Source organism: Pseudomonas sp. RU47 (assembly GCF_004011755.1).
GTDB lineage: Bacteria > Pseudomonadota > Gammaproteobacteria > Pseudomonadales > Pseudomonadaceae > Aquipseudomonas.
The window spans coordinates 226,267-240,816 of sequence record NZ_CP022411.1 but is presented as its reverse complement, the minus strand read 5'-3'; the positions used below and the strand labels follow the sequence as shown (position 1 = coordinate 240,816).

At 59.4% G+C, this 14,550-nt stretch carries 10 protein-coding genes; 6 read left to right on the top strand and 4 right to left on the bottom strand.

Annotated features, from left to right (window positions below):
* Positions 1–185 precede the first annotated feature (185 nt).
* Together CCX46_RS01045 and CCX46_RS01040 are read right to left on the bottom strand one after the other, a co-directional pair.
* Complete coding sequence (locus CCX46_RS01045) at positions 186–1,529, bottom strand: aryl-sulfate sulfotransferase (protein ID WP_127925410.1); 1,344 nt, start codon at positions 1,527–1,529, stop codon at positions 186–188.
* 23 nt (positions 1,530–1,552) lie between these two features.
* Positions 1,553–3,913, bottom strand: a complete 2,361-nt coding sequence (locus CCX46_RS01040; RefSeq protein WP_127925409.1) for a TonB-dependent receptor — start codon at positions 3,911–3,913, stop codon at positions 1,553–1,555.
* Positions 3,914–4,078: 165 nt separating this feature from the next.
* Between CCX46_RS01040 and CCX46_RS01035 the strand changes: the two genes are divergently transcribed.
* Both CCX46_RS01035 and CCX46_RS01030 read left to right on the top strand, forming a co-directional pair.
* Positions 4,079–5,023 carry a LysR family transcriptional regulator gene (locus CCX46_RS01035; RefSeq protein WP_127925408.1) on the top strand — a complete coding sequence of 315 codons (945 nt, stop codon included), beginning with the start codon at positions 4,079–4,081 and terminating at the stop codon, positions 5,021–5,023.
* Positions 5,024–5,213: 190 nt separating this feature from the next.
* A complete protein-coding gene (locus tag CCX46_RS01030; RefSeq protein ID WP_127925407.1) occupies positions 5,214–6,830 on the top strand; it encodes an alkaline phosphatase family protein in 1,617 nt (538 codons plus the stop codon).
* 168 nt (positions 6,831–6,998) lie between these two features.
* Here CCX46_RS01030 and CCX46_RS01025 read toward each other — a convergent pair whose 3' ends face one another.
* Positions 6,999–7,907 carry a TauD/TfdA dioxygenase family protein gene (locus CCX46_RS01025; RefSeq protein ID WP_127925406.1) on the bottom strand — a complete coding sequence of 303 codons (909 nt, stop codon included), beginning with the start codon at positions 7,905–7,907 and terminating at the stop codon, positions 6,999–7,001.
* A gap of 182 nt (positions 7,908–8,089) precedes the next feature.
* Here CCX46_RS01025 and CCX46_RS01020 point away from each other — a divergent pair, with 182 nt between their 5' ends.
* Entirely contained in the window at positions 8,090–9,010 is a 921-nt protein-coding gene (locus tag CCX46_RS01020) for a LysR family transcriptional regulator (protein WP_007917649.1), read from the top strand.
* 117 nt (positions 9,011–9,127) lie between these two features.
* On the opposite strand, the gene CCX46_RS01015 is transcribed toward CCX46_RS01020, so the two are convergent.
* Complete coding sequence (locus CCX46_RS01015) at positions 9,128–10,141, bottom strand: ABC transporter substrate-binding protein (RefSeq protein ID WP_127925405.1); 1,014 nt, start codon at positions 10,139–10,141, stop codon at positions 9,128–9,130.
* Positions 10,142–10,449: 308 nt separating this feature from the next.
* Between CCX46_RS01015 and CCX46_RS01010 the strand changes: the two genes are divergently transcribed.
* The 3 genes from CCX46_RS01010 to CCX46_RS01000 are packed head-to-tail and all read left to right on the top strand — an operon-like array spanning position 10,450 to position 14,485.
* Positions 10,450–12,048 (top strand): ABC transporter permease, encoded by a 1,599-nt coding sequence (locus tag CCX46_RS01010; RefSeq protein WP_127925404.1) that lies wholly within the window; start codon positions 10,450–10,452, stop codon positions 12,046–12,048.
* Positions 12,045–12,860: an ABC transporter ATP-binding protein gene (locus CCX46_RS01005; RefSeq protein ID WP_127925403.1), complete on the top strand. Its 816-nt coding sequence runs from the start codon at positions 12,045–12,047 to the stop codon at positions 12,858–12,860. Before CCX46_RS01010 ends, CCX46_RS01005 begins: the two co-directional genes overlap by 4 nt.
* 14 nt (positions 12,861–12,874) lie before the next feature.
* The gene (locus CCX46_RS01000) at positions 12,875–14,485 is read left to right on the top strand and encodes an arylsulfatase (protein WP_127925402.1); all 1,611 of its coding nucleotides are present in this window, start codon (positions 12,875–12,877) and stop codon (positions 14,483–14,485) included.
* The last annotated feature ends 65 nt before the right edge of the window (positions 14,486–14,550 follow it).

Below are 14,550 nucleotides of genomic sequence, written 5' to 3'. Positions count from 1 at the left end.
GATTTCCTTTATCGTTGGGATAAGTGTCTTCCGATGAGAGCAAGTTTCCTCCTGGAAACTCACGACAGTCAGGATGGTTGGACATTCAATTATTGTCCACGCGGGCAACTAACTAAATTGCAATATGCACTGTTCAACCCGGTCATAACTTATCGCCGTTCGTTCGAGCACTAATTCCATTTCAACTAACGACTGGCATTGGTTTGCTGCACACCGAGAACCGGGGCATTAACCGCCGTCTCGGAGCGTGGCGTGCCCGTTGGCACCCAGTCATAACTCACAGGCAGCGCCCGATACACCCAGTTGCTGATCGCATCGCTGCCCGGCGCTTTGCCGAGATAGGGGCTGACGTATTCCCAGACGTTTTCACCGCTGCTCGTCACCTGAAAAAACCGCCCGTTCATGCCTTCGTCGATCAGCGTGTTGCCGTTGGGCAAGCGCCGAGCACTGCTGATAAACGAACTGTAGAACGCCCAGCCCGGCTGCTTCGAATTCGCCGCGCTGTACTGCCAGACGATTTCATTTTTCACCGGGTCGATTTCCAATACCCGCGAACCGGAAATCAGCCCGAGGGTGACGTTCGGATAACCCGCCGAACCCTGGTTATCGAACACCAGCACGTTACCGGCACCGGGCAATCCGGCTGGAATGATGTGCGCATCATGCTGGCCGACAAACTGATCCACCGGACGCGGTAGTTTCTGTGCAGTCTTCGGGTTGATCAGCGGCAAATTCGGTCCGAGACGCCAGACCACTTTGCCGCTGCTCTTATCGATGATCGCGATGAAGTTGGCGTTGCGTGAATCAATCAGCAGGTTGTCCGGATTGAAGCGCTTGTCACCGGCATCGAACCATTTGTTCGGCCCGACCAGACTGAGGTTGTTGATGTGCAGGTAGTCCGGATTTTCACTGGCACGCACCAGTTTCAACTGCTCGGCGGTGAAGCCGAATTCATTGAGATGTTCCGAGGCCAGCCACCGCCATTTCACCGCGCCGTCGGGACTGACTTCATAGATTGCATCGTCGATCACCTCAGGGACTTTGAAGCCTTTGACCTTGTGCACCTTGTTCGCCAGCACCACGGTGTTGCCGTTGCTCAAACGGCGCTGATCATGGTGCTGTTGCGCCGCTCCACCGGGCGCCTTGTCGCCCCACTGCCAGACGACTTTGCCATTCCAGTCCAGCTCGCCGACGCTCTGATTGCCCAGACCATTGCCGGCCGAACCGAGTTTGCCGGGATCCTTTTCACTCAGTTGCAGCAGCACGTGACCGCGCTCGCCGCCGACCAGTTTCGGATCAATGATCGCTGACGGGAAACCTGCCTGTGGCCAGGTTTTCACCTCGTTACCGTTCATGTCGATCAGGTGCGTCTGTTTGTCGGCGCCGCTGAAAATCACGTACTGATTGAAGGCCTTGTTCGGGTCGTAACGAGTGACGCCCGTCGGGTAAACACTCGGTGCGGCGAAGGCGCCGGCACTGAGCACTGCGCCGGACAGCAACACCGGCAAAGCGGTTTTGATACGCAACATGATGCAGCTCCTTGAGTGACGAATCAGAAGTCGTAGCGACCGGTGACGCCCAGCGTGCGCGGTGTGCCGAGCAGGCCTTCATAGCCGCCGTTGCCGCCCGTCCACAGGGTTGTGTAATAGGTTTTGTCGAAAGCGTTTTTCAGCCACAGCGAGACGTCCCACTGGCCTTGGTTGAAGTCGCCGCGCAGGCCGGTGGAAAAGTTGACCACGGCGTAACTCGGGATCTGCCCGTAGTCGGAATCCTCGACCGTACCTACGGCTTTCGAACGGAATGCATAGCTCGCGGTGACGTAAGGTTCGAAGCCGTTATCCAGATTCCATTTGTATTCGCCGTTGGCGTTGCCGATCCATTTCGAGGCGCCAACCACTTGATGGCCGCTGAGGTCGCAAGACGCTGGAGCGCCCGGCGCCTGGCTGACTTCCGGCGGGCACGGGGCATCTTTGTAAGAGAGATAGCTGACGTCGTTGTAGGAGCCGTTGATGTTCAGGGTCAGGCCGCGTAGCGGGATCACCGTGCTTTCGAACTCGACCCCGCGCGAGCGCACGGAGCCGGCGTTGGTCAGGTATTGCACGCGGTTTTCGGCGTCGTAGGCGTTGGTCTGGTAAGCGTTGACCTGCGTCCAGAAGACGTTGGCGTTGAGTTGCAGACGGTGATCCCACAGCGTGCTTTTGAAACCCAGTTCGGCGTTGTTCGCACGTTCGGTGCCGATCAGCAACGAATCGGCGCCGGCCACCGGTGCGGAACCGACGGCGAGGTTGACCCCGCCGGATTTCTCGCCGTGGGACAGCGTGGCGTAACCGAGCACATCATCGGTGATGCGATAGCTGAGATTGAGCAGCCCGGAGGGACTGGAGCTGTACTGATTCAAGTCGCCGGAATCGTAAGCGCCAGCACGACCGCGTCGCGCCGTGGCCGCCGTCCCCGTGACCACCGCGCCGCCGACCGGGGCATTGCGCGTGACCCAGGCGGATTTTTCTTCATAAGTGCCACGCACCCCGGCGGTGAAATCCAGCCGCTCGGTAAGGTGCCATGTGCCTTGGGCGAACAGCGCAAAACTGTCGGTCTTGATATGGCCGTTGCCAACACTGGTGACGTTGGCCAGCGCACCGGCCGGCGTGCCATTCCAGATATCGGCTTGCGGGCCGTAATAGGCAAAGGATTTATTGTCCAGATCCGAGCCGAAGTAGTAGGCGCCGACGACGTAATCGAAGAACTCGCCCTTGGGCGAGGCCAGGCGAAATTCCTGCGAATACTGTTTGTCCTCCACTGACACCCCGGCGTTGTAGCTCGCCGGCACGTTGAGGCCGTCGTCGTTGCGCGGGGTGAAATTCCAGAAGCGATAGGAGCTGATCGAGGTCAGCGTGAAATCGCTCGGAAGCGTCCAGTTAGCCTCCACCGAAGTGCCGCCCTGATGCACGGTGACATGCTGGTCGTTGTCCAGATTGACCTTGCGGTGTGAGCCGTTGACCAATGTTGCGCCGGCCGCGTTGGCGCGCGACTGGTACAGGTTGACGCCGTTGATGGTCGGCCCGGTGTTGTAGAGCACACGGGTGCCGGCGCTGGAATCCTCTTCGTTGTAGTCGCCGATCCAGCGCAGGTTGAAATCTTCATTGGGCTTGAACAGCAGTTGCGCGCGGAAGCCCTCGCGCGAGCCGCCATTCAAATCATGGCCGTCGTATTCGTTTTTGATGTCGCCGTCACTGCGCGTGCGGTACGCCGAAAAACGCCCGGCCAGTTGATCATTGAGCGGCCCGGAAATGGTGCCCTTGGTCTGGAAATACCCGTCCTCGCCGACCGAGGTTTCGATGCTGCGCTCAGGGGTGAAGGTTGGCGCGCGGGTGCTGATGTTGATCACCCCGGCGGTGGTGTTTTTGCCGAACAGCGTGCCCTGCGGACCACGCAAGACTTCGAGCTGTTCGATGTCCATCAAGTCAAACACCGCCATCCCCGGACGACCCAGGTAGACGTTGTCGATGTACAGACCAACGCTGCCTTCAAGACCATCGCTCGCAGGGTTGTTGCCAAGGCCTCGGATCGACACGCTGGACTGGCGTGCGTGCATGTAGGCGACGTTGACGCTGGGCACCAATTGCTGCAAATCCTGAATCCGGTAGACCCGTTGCGTCTCCAGATTCTGCCCGCTGACCACGCTCATTGGCGTCGGTACATCCTGCGAACTTTCTTCGCGGCGGCGGGTGGTGACGGTCACGGTTTCCAGTTGCGAACTGTTGGCGGCAGGCTTGCCGGCCGGCACTGGTGCCGGGGTTTCAGAATCGGCGGCGTAACCGTGAGTCCAGCTCGCGCTCCCTGCCAGCAACAGGGCCAGAGGCAGGCGTTTGAGCCGTCGTGGCGTTAAGGGTGACGCAAGGTTCAACGGACTCATGGCGCGGCTCCTGGTCAAAAAACACACAGACATCTTCAGCGCTGCATATTCTTTTAAGTTATTTATTTATGTATTTACAGATATTTACTGCATAAGAGATTGCCTTTATAAGGAGTCGACCTAATGCATATCCAATGCATTTCCCGGATATTTTTTATGTGAAAAATGCATATCGACTTGCGCCAACTTCGTCACTTCATCGCCCTGGCTGAACAACGCAGCTTCGTCGCCGGCGCGCAGGCGGTGAATCTGTCGCAGTCAGCGTTCAGCCGCAGCATTCAGGCACTCGAGCACAGCGTCGGCTGTCAGTTGGTTGATCGTGGGCGCAAGGAATTACCGCCGACCAAACAGGGCCAGGTGCTGCTCGAACACGCGCGGCGACTGGTCAGCGGCGCGCAGCAGATGGCCAACGAGATCAGCCAGTTCAATGGCCTGGAGGCGGGGGAATTGCGCTTCGGTTGTGGGCCGGCGCCGGCAGCGGGTTTGATCCCTCGGGCGATTGGCAGCTTCATCGGGCGCTATCCGAAAGCGCGGGTGCAGTTTCAGGTTGATGACTGGCAGAGCCTGAGCAAGCGACTGATGAGCGAGGAATTCGAATTCTTTGTCGCGGACACACGCTACTTCGAGGCGGATCCGGATTATCTGACGCACCGGTTGCGGCCGCGTAAATGGCATTTCTGTTGCCGTGCGGGGCATCCGCTGGCGGCTTTCGATAAGGTCAGCGCCGAGCAGTTGATGAGCTATCCACTGGCGGTGAGCATTCGTCCGCCGAACTTGCGAAAAGTCATTGTCGATCTCAGTGGACGGCCGGATTTCACCCCGAATGTCGAGTGTGAAAACAGCTCCAGCCTGCTCAGCGTGGTGCTGCGCTCGGATGCAATCGGGATTGTCGGGGCGTATTCGGATGCGTTGCATCAAGCCAAGGGAGAGTTGGTGTGTTTGCGCATTGAAGGATTGGCCGATGATCTTGAGGAGTTGTACACCCGCTATGGGATTGTCAGCCGCGCGGGGTATCGGTTGTCGCCGTTGGCCGAGGCGATGATTGAGCAGATCAAGACGATTGATGCGGTGGATGAGGAGGTCTGTTCACTGGACGGACTCGCTGTCTGATCTACCGCTATCGCGAGCAGGCTCACTCCTACATTTGAAATGCGCTCACCTGTAGGAGTGAGCCTGCTCGCGATGGCGTCAGTGCAGGCACCGATGCATTTCCTGCATAAAACCCATTCTCCAAATGCACTTGCCGAACACCCTCACGCCTAGCGAAATACCTCGCCTGTCCCATAGACCGGTGAACCCCATGCCCACCCCGCCAAACCCCGTGCGCAACGTGCTGTACATCATGTGCGACCAACTGCGCCGCGATTACCTGTCCTGCTACGGCCATCCGCATTTGCACACGCCAAACATCGATCGCCTGGCCGCCGCCGGTGTGCGTTTCAGCCGCGCCTACACCCAAGGCACGATCTGCGGTCCGTCGCGGATGTCGGCCTACACCGGACGTTATGTCAGCAGCCATCAAGTCGCGTGGAACGCCGTGCCGTTGCCGCTGGAAGAACTGACCATCGGCGACTATCTGCGCCCGCACGGCATTCGTACTGCACTAGTCGGCAAGACCCACGCGACGGCGAATGTCGATGCCTTGCAACGTCTGGCGATCAATCCCGATAGCGAACAAGCCGAAATCCTCAACGAAGTCGGCTTCGAACCCTACATGCGCCACGACGGCATCTACCCCGACGACCCGCTGTTCGACGACAAACGTGAATCCGCACCCTACACCCATTACCTGCGCGAACACGGTTTCGACGGCAAAAACCCCTGGCACGACTGGGCCAACGCCGCCGAAGGCGAAAACGGTGAAATCCTCAGCGGCTGGCAAATGCGTCATGCGAATTTGCCAGCACGAATTCCCGAGCAACACTCAGAGACTGTCTACACTACAAATCGAGCCATCGACTTCATCACCGAGCAAGGCGAGAAATCGTGGTGTTTACATCTCTCCTATATCAAACCGCACTGGCCCTACATCGTACCAGCGCCGTACCACGCCTTGCACAGTACGAAATCGATTCTCGAAGCGGTCCGCGCGACGCCCTCCGAAGCCAGCAAACACCCCGTATACACTGCTTTTCGCCAGCATGAGGAAAGCCTCAACTTTTCCCGCGATTCAGTACGATTGACTGTAATCCCTACGTACATGGGCCTGATCAAGCAGGTGGATGATCAACTCGGACGGCTGTTCGATTTTCTGCAAAGCAACGGACGCTGGGATGACACGCTGATCGTGTTTACCAGCGATCACGGCGACTTTCTCGGTGATCACTGGCTTGGGGAAAAGGAGTTTTTGCTGGAGCAGGCGGTGGGGGTGCCGTTGATCGTGCGCGACCCTCGGGCGGCGGCAGATGTCACGCGCGGAACGGTGGATGATCGGCTGGCGGAAACCATCGATGTGTTGCCGACGTTTCTTCAGGCACTGGGATTGCCGGGGGCAGAGCATCGGCTTGAAGGGCGTTCGTTGATCCCGCTACTGCACGGTGAAAACCCGGACTGGCGCCGCTATGCAATCAGCGAATACGACTATGCCTTTCAAGCGCCGGCGCGGGAGCGTCTGGGTCAGCCGATCGACCGTTGCCGGATGACCATGGTGCGCAGCGAGCGCTGGAAATACCTGGCTTACGACGGCTTTCGACCGCAGTTGTTTGATCTGTTGAATGATCCGCAGGAGCTGCGTGATCTGGGGGATGACCCGGCTTATGCGGCGGTGCGCGAAGAGCATGCGGGGTATTTGTTTGAGTGGGTGCGCGGGTTGAAACGGCGGACCACGATAAGTCATCAGGAGATCGATTGGCGCGGGCAGCGGTTTCGTTATGGTGAGCCGGAAGCCGAGAAGGTTGTTCAGATTGGGGTTTGGTAGCTTTAAGAGCCCCTCACCCTAACCCTCTCCCAGAGGGAGAGGGGACTGACCGAGTTGTTTTTTAGCTATACGCCGACCTGAAATATCAAGGTTGAACTCAGGCTCGAAAAGCCCCCAATCGGCTCCCTCTCCCTCTGGGAGAGGGCTGGGGTGAGGGGCTGTTGATCTTCAGTCACGACCCTTGATGGTCTGGCTACGCTGCCCGTTCGCGCCCACCGGCACTTCACCCTTGAGCGTCACCCGACGCACCACCCGATCCTGCGTACCGTAATCATCAATCGCATAATGCTGCGTCGAGCGGTTATCCCAGATCGCCACATCACCGGCCTTCCAGCGCCAGCGCACGGTGTTTTCCTGGCGGATGACATGGCTCTGCAGCAAGCCGAACAAGTGCGCCGAATCCGCCTGCGAATAACCCTTGATGCGTTTGACGAAATGCCCCAACAACAAGCTCTTCTCACCGCTGATCGGGTGTACCCGCACCACCGGGTGCTCGGTCTCGTAGACGGTAGAGGTGAAGACCTTGCGATAGCGCTCCAGCTTCTCGGCAGAGACGTCCGGCTTGGCGCTGGCGTAGTCGTATTCGTTGCTGTGCACGGCGACCAGTTTGTCGGCCAGCTCACGCAGCTCGGTTGGCAAGCCGTTGTACGCCGTCGCGGTGTTGGCCCACAGGGTGTCGCCGCCGAATGCCGGGGCCACCACCGAGCGCAGGATCGAGGCTTTCGGGTAGGCGTCGACGAAGGTCACGTCGGTGTGCCAGGAGTTGGCGCGCTGGCCCTCGGCACCGTCCAGCTCCAGTAGATAACGCGTGCCTTCGCGAGACGGCACGGTCGGGTGCGCCACGGGTTCGCCGAGCAAATGGGCGAAGGCTTCCTGGCGCTGATCATCAAGCTGGGTCTGCTCACGGAAGAACACGACTTTGTACTCAACCAACGCCTGCTGAATCGCTTCGACGGTGGCGGCGTCCAGCTCACCGGACAAATGCACGCCACGGATCTCGGCGCCGATACGGCCGGCCACCGGATGGATTTCCAGCGCGTGGACAGCGGGTTTAACTGCGAGTGCGGCATTGCTCATGGGTAGACCCTCATCGACTGCTTACGGTTTGGACGGCAGCGAAACAACGCTCTATCTATATTCCATTTACATCTAATAGATATTCACATGCTTCGTTGACGGAATAAGAACTTGCATTTAAAACCTCTAGCAACCCTCGTCGCAAATGCCTTCGAGCTATTTTTAGGATGCCGGAAAAGCATATGGATCTTCGCCAGTTGCGGTACTTCATCGCCCTCAACGAACACCGCAGTTTTGTCCGTGCGGCGGACGCGATGGGCATCACTCAACCAGCGTTCAGCCGCAGTATTCAGGGGCTCGAGCAGGAGTTCGGCTGCGTGTTGGTAGATCGCGGCAACAAGGATCTGCGCCCCACGCCCGAAGGCCAGGTGGTGCTGCAACACGCCCTGAGCCTGGTGCAGGGCGCAGCCTTGCTCAGTGCTGAAGTGACGCAGATGACCAAGCTCGATGCCGGTGAAGTGCACTTCGGTTGCGGCCCGGCGCCGGCGGTGAAACTGGTACCGGACGCCGTGGCGCAATTCATCAATGCGCACCCGAAAGTGCGCACCTGTTTTCAGGTGGATAACTGGGAAAAACTCAGCCGCGCACTGAGCCGTGAAGAGATCGAATTCTTCATCGCCGACATCCGCCATTTCGAGTCCGATCCCAACTTCCAGACCCAGGCACTGACGCCCAAACGCGGCGTGTTTTTCTGCCGGCCGGGGCATCCGCTACTGGCCAAGGAAAGCCTGTCGACCAACGACATGTTCGACTACCCGTTGGCGACGACGCTGATCCCACCGGGCATTCGAAAATTGCTGGCGAACCTCAGTGGCCGCATCGATTTTTCCCCGACCATCGAGACCGAGCATTTTCCGGCGCTGGTAAAAGTGGTGCTGCAATCGAATGCGATTGGCGTCGGTACGGAAGAGGCGTTTGTCGAGGACATTGCCAAGGGTTCGCTGGTGTTGCTGCACTGGCGAAATTTGCCGCAGAACCTGGAGAGCATGAATGCGCGGTGCGGGATTGTCAGTCGCACCGGATTTCGGCTGTCGCCGGCGGCGCGGGCGATGATCGAGACGTTGGTCGCGGTGGATCGGCAGGAGGTCAGCGTCGCTGTTTAAGGGGATCGTTCCCACGCTCTGCGTGGGAATGCAGCCCGGGACGCTCCGCGTCCCAAAGTGGACGCAGAGCGTCCATTGATGCGTTCCCACGCAGAGCGTGGGAACGATCGGTGTACGTTAGAGCTTGGCCGCCGCCAACTCAGGCGCCACCCAATCATTCACCTTGAACGGCTTGCGAATCAGCTTCTGCTGCGCCGCCAGATCGACTTTGTCCTGCAAGCTGCCAAGGAACACCGGATCCAGCGTCGACGGGAACACTTCGCTCAATTTCTGATCCTTCAGATCTTCGGTGAGGATTACCGGCGGATAACTCGCCAGCCCCGAAACCAAATGCACATAGGCAGCCTTGTTGCTGTCCTGGGTCAGCCACTCCACTGCCTGCTGCTGCGCCTTGAGCAATTTAGCCACCGCCTCCGGATGTGCATCGACAAACTTGCCGGTGCCGACCAGAACCGATTGGACGCTGCCAGCACCGCCGAGATCTTTGGTGTTGAGCGGCAACTCGGCCAAACCCTTGATCTGCAATGCTGCCAACCCGGAACTGCCCCACGATGCATCGATCTGCTTCGCTGCCAGCGCAGCGGTCGCGCCAGTGAAGTCGAGGTTGATGACTTTCAGATCCTTCTCGCTCAAGCCCTGGCTGGCCAGTGCCGCATCAAACGACAACTGCGTTGCGGTGCCCCGAAAGATCGCCACGCGCTTGCCTTTCAAATCCTGCAGGGTCTTGATTCCGGAGCCCGGCACCACGCCCAGATACTGCTTCACCCCACGCGCCGTGGCACTGAGCAAGCGGGTGTCGAGGCCATTGGACTTGCCGATGATTGCCGCCAGATCGCCCAGATACGCCAGATCAACCTGGCCATTGGCAAATGCCTCGTTGATCACCGGCCCCGCACCTTTGAAGAAACTCCACTGAATCTTGATGCCCTGATCGGCAAAGGCTTTTTCGAGGATCTGCTGATCACGCAATACGTCGACCACCCCGCCGCCGCTGTGCTGGGTGCCGGCACTCAGGTCGGGCACGGCGATTCTGATTTCCTTGAGTTCGTCAGCGTGGGCGGTGAACGCCAGCAGGCCCGCCAGAGCAGGAACGGCAAACAGACTGAAAACACGTTTGAAGGGGAGGTTCATGGGTGCAGCTCCTTGATCACGACAGGCGTTGAGGAGCCGAAAGTAGGCCGAATGAATACCTTCGCTTAAATACTATAAATGCACATTTTTATAGCTTTTAACGCTAAGCAAGCAACAACGGGGCTTGCAGCGGCGTATGCATTAACAGCATCGAAAATATTCTTCGAATGCATTGGATGCGTGTGGGCTGGAAGCCTTAAATGGCCTCGCTTATCTCTTAAAAGAATCCATATCGATATTGTTATAACTTTTTGTTTTTAGCTAATTCCGCTAAAGATCTTGAGCCAACCCGACAACGGAGGTCACCCATGGCCCGCCAATCCTTGCTCAGTCTCCCGCTCCCCGCGCCGCCGCTGAAAAGCCGCCGTACCTGGCCAAGCCTGAACCAACGTCTGTTGCCGTGGCTGCTGCCCCTGAGCCTGTTCGCCCTGTGGTGGCTGGCCGCACGTAACGAGTGGATGAGCGAACAGATCCTGCCCGCGCCGTCGCTGGTGTGGAACAGCGCTGTCGAGTTGTCCCAAGGCGAGTTGTGGAGCCATTTGTGGATCAGCCTGCAACGCTTGTTCTGGGGCCTGCTCGCGGGGGTTTCTGCGGGGGCATTGCTCGGTGCAGCGCTGGGATTCAGTCGTCGTCTTGAACGCTTGATCTTCCCGACCTTCGCTGGGCTTTCGCAAATACCGACGCTGGCGTGGATTCCACTGTTCATGGTGTTTTTCGGTATCGGCGAGGTGCTGAAACTGGTGGTGCTGATCAAAGCGGTTGTGGTGCCGGTGACCCTGCATACGCTGGTCGGCGTGCGTGACGCCCAACCGAAATTGCGTGAAGCCGCCGCGGTTCTGCGTCTGCCGCCGCACTTGCTGGTGCGCCGCCTGGTGTTGCCCGCTGCTCTTCCCGCGTTTATGGCTGGCGTGCGTCTGGCACTGGCCGCCGGGTGGACCTCATTACTGGCGGTCGAACTGCTGGCCTCCAGTGAAGGCATTGGTTACCTGATGGTCTGGGCGCGACAGCTGTTCATGCTCGATATCGTTTTCGTCTGCATCGTGGTGATCGGGTTGATTGGCGTGGCAATGGATCGCGGCATCGGTCTGCTGGACAAAAAACTGGTGCACTGGCCGCATCCGGCCACCGCCGAAATTCGTCGCGGCCCGCGTTATGACGGCTGGCAGCGTCTGCAGCCGTGGCTGCTGCCGCTAGGCTTGTTGGCGCTGTGGCAATTGGCAAACGAACTGCAGTGGGTCGATGCCAATATTCTGGTCAGCCCGCTGGCCGTTTTGAGCACGGCATGGAACGGCCTGCTTGATGGCACGTTGATCAGCGGTATGGCCCTCAGCCTCGGTCGCACCCTCGGCGGTTTGCTGTTGGGCGGCGGACTCGGTTTCGCCCTCGGTTTGCTGCTGGGCTTGTCGCGCACCAGCGAACGACTGCTCGGTCCAACCCTCGCCGCCCTCCGCCAGATCGCCATTTTCGCCTGGGTGCCGCTGCTCACCGCGTGGTTCGGTCTGGGCGAACTGGCGAAGTGGGTGTTCGTCGCCCTCGCCGCGTTCTTTCCGCTGTTTATCGCCACGCAACGCAGCGTCGCCAACCTGTCGCCACAACTCAGCGAAGCCGCACAAGTGTTGCGCCTGAGCCTCGGCCAACGCCTGCGTCGACTGGTGTTGCCGGGCGCTGCGCCGGGGATTTTCGCAGGCCTCAGATTGAGCCTGATCTACGCCTGGCTCGGCACCATCGGTGCGGAATATTTCATGCCGTCCAATGGCGGCATCGGCAGCCAGATGATCGGCGCACAACAGTTGTTGCGCATGGATCTGATCATGGCCGGCATGCTTTTCGTCGGTCTCACCGGCGCCCTGCTCAACCTCATTGGCCAACGCCTGGAAATTCGCGCGACCCGCTGGAGACACGCATGAACGCACCGATTGTCAGCTTTAAACACGTAGGCAAATCCTTCGACGTCGACGGTTTCGAACTGGAGGCGATTCGCGAATTCAACCTGGACATTGCCGAGGGCGAGTTTGTCGCCATTGTCGGCTCCAGCGGTTGCGGCAAATCTACCTTGCTGCGTTTACTGGTGGGTCTTGATACGCAGTTTCGCGGGCAGATCACCGTCGACGGCAAAGCCGTCAGCGGCATCGGCGGCGAGCGCGGCATCGTCTTTCAGGAACACCGTTTATTCCCGTGGCTGACCGTCGCGGACAACATCGGCCTGGGTCTGGTCAACGAGCCGCTGAGCGCTGCGCAGAAGCAACAACGGATCAACGACTTCATCGAGCTGGTCGGCCTGCGCGACTTCACTCGCGCCTATCCGCACCAGCTGTCCGGCGGCATGGCCCAGCGCGTGGCGATTGCTCGCGGCCTCGTCGCCAGCCCGCGCATTCTGCTGCTCGACGAGCCCTTCGGCGCGCTCGATGCGCTGACTCGCCAGCAGATGCAGGACGAGCTGTTGGCGATCCGTGACCGCGCGAAAATCACCTCGATCCTCGTCACCCATGACGTCGAAGAAGCGATCTTCCTCGCCGACCGCGTGGTGGTGATGGAGCCGCGTCCGGGGCGGATCAAGCAAGTGGTCGACATCGCCCTGCCGCACCCGCGCCAGCGCAGCAGTTTCGACTTCCATCAGCTGCGTGAAGAACTGCTGCACGAGCTGACCAGTGACGACCATTACCAACCGAGCGTGCCGGTGCAGATCCGCGATCTGCCGCTGACGTTCATTGCCTGCTGAACAGGAGTTTTGCGATGCCGCAACGTCCCAATTTTCTGGTGATTCTGGCCGACGATTTAGGCTTCTCCGATATCGGCGCGTTCGGCGGCGAAATCGCCACGCCGCACCTTGATGCCCTGGCCAACAATGGCCTGCGCCTCACCGATTTTCATACCGCACCGACCTGCTCGCCGACCCGCTCGATGCTGCTGACCGGCACCGACCACCACATCGCAGGGATCGGCACCATGGCCGAAACGCTGACGCCGGATCTGATCGGCAAACCGGGTTATGAGGGCTATCTCAATGATCGCGTGGTGGCGCTGCCGGAGCTGCTGCGCGAGGCCGGTTATCAAACCTTGATGAGCGGCAAATGGCACCTCGGTTTGAAGGCTGAACTGGCGCCCCATGCGCGGGGTTTCGAGCGTTCGTTTTCGCTGCTGCCGGGCGCGGCCAACCACTACGGTTTCGAGCCGACCTACGATGAGCAAACGCCCGGTTTGCTGAAATCCACTCCGGCGCTGTACATCGAGGACGATACGTTTCTCGACGAATTGCCGAAGGATTTCTATTCCTCCGATGCCTTTGGCGACAAGCTGCTGCAGTACCTCAAGGAGCGTGACCAGACCCGGCCGTTCTTCGCCTATTTGCCGTTCTCCGCGCCGCACTGGCCGTTGCAGGCACCGGCCGAGATCGTCGAAAAATACCGTGGCCGCTATGACGCCGGCCCTGAAGTGCTGCGTCTGGAGCGCTTGGAAAAACTCAAATCCCTCGGCCTGATCGAACCGGACGTCGAGCCGCATCCGCTAATTCAGTTGACCCAGCAGTGGGATGCGTTGAGCGAGGAACAAAAACAGATTTCCGCTCGGGCCATGGAGGTCTACGCGGCGATGGTCGAGCGCATGGACTGGAACATTGGCCGGGTTGTCGATTATCTGCGCCAGCAGGGGCAGCTCGACAACACGTTCATCCTGTTCATGTCCGACAACGGTGCCGAAGGTGCGCTGCTGGAAGCGTTCCCCAAGTTCGGACCGGAACTGGTGACGTATCTCAGCCAGCATTACGACAACAGCCTCGACAACATTGGTCGGGCTAATTCCTATGTCTGGTACGGGCCGAACTGGGCACAAGTAGCGACCGCGCCGTCACGGTTGTTCAAGGCATTTACCACTGAAGGCGGGATTCGCGTGCCGGCGCTGTTGCACTATCCGCAATTGGCGATCAAAGGGCAGATCAGCCATGGCTTCGGCACGGTGATGGACATCACGCCGACCATTCTCGATCTGGCCGGCGTGCGCCATCCAGGCAAGCTCTGGCACGGCAAACCGGTGGCGCCGTTGCGTGGCAAATCGTGGCTGGGTTTTTTGTCGGGTGAGACTGCGCAGGTGCATGACGAGCACACGGTGACGGGTTGGGAGTTGTTCGGGCGCCGGGCGATTCGGCAGGGGTCGTGGAAAGCGGTGTGGATTCCTGGCCCGGTGGGGCCGGCGACGTGGCAGCTGTATGATTTGAGCAATGATCCGGGGGAGATTCATGATCTGGCGGTGAGTCGGCCGGAGAAGCTCAGCGCGTTGATTGGGCATTGGCAGCAGTATGTCGAGGAGACCGGGGTGATTTTGAGTGAATCGCCGTTTCAGCCGGATTGAGGGGAAGATCAAAAGCCCCTCACCCCAGCCCTCTCCCAAAGGGAGAGGGAGCTGACCGAGGTGTC

Bases quoted from the DNA above. Each gene is read 5' to 3' on its own strand.
- CCX46_RS01000 (WP_127925402.1), top strand. From the start codon at position 12,875: ATGCCGCAACGTCCCAATTTTCTGGTGATTCTGGCCGACGATTTAGGC.
- CCX46_RS01035 (WP_127925408.1), top strand. From the start codon at position 4,079: ATGCATATCGACTTGCGCCAACTTCGTCACTTCATCGCCCTGGCTGAA.
- CCX46_RS01025 (WP_127925406.1), bottom strand. From the start codon at position 7,907: ATGAGCAATGCCGCACTCGCAGTTAAACCCGCTGTCCACGCGCTGGAA.
- CCX46_RS01020 (WP_007917649.1), top strand. From the start codon at position 8,090: ATGGATCTTCGCCAGTTGCGGTACTTCATCGCCCTCAACGAACACCGC.
- CCX46_RS01045 (WP_127925410.1), bottom strand. From the start codon at position 1,529: ATGTTGCGTATCAAAACCGCTTTGCCGGTGTTGCTGTCCGGCGCAGTG.
- CCX46_RS01005 (WP_127925403.1), top strand. From the start codon at position 12,045: ATGAACGCACCGATTGTCAGCTTTAAACACGTAGGCAAATCCTTCGAC.
- CCX46_RS01015 (WP_127925405.1), bottom strand. From the start codon at position 10,141: ATGAACCTCCCCTTCAAACGTGTTTTCAGTCTGTTTGCCGTTCCTGCT.
- CCX46_RS01010 (WP_127925404.1), top strand. From the start codon at position 10,450: ATGGCCCGCCAATCCTTGCTCAGTCTCCCGCTCCCCGCGCCGCCGCTG.
- CCX46_RS01030 (WP_127925407.1), top strand. From the start codon at position 5,214: ATGCCCACCCCGCCAAACCCCGTGCGCAACGTGCTGTACATCATGTGC.
- CCX46_RS01040 (WP_127925409.1), bottom strand. From the start codon at position 3,913: ATGAGTCCGTTGAACCTTGCGTCACCCTTAACGCCACGACGGCTCAAA.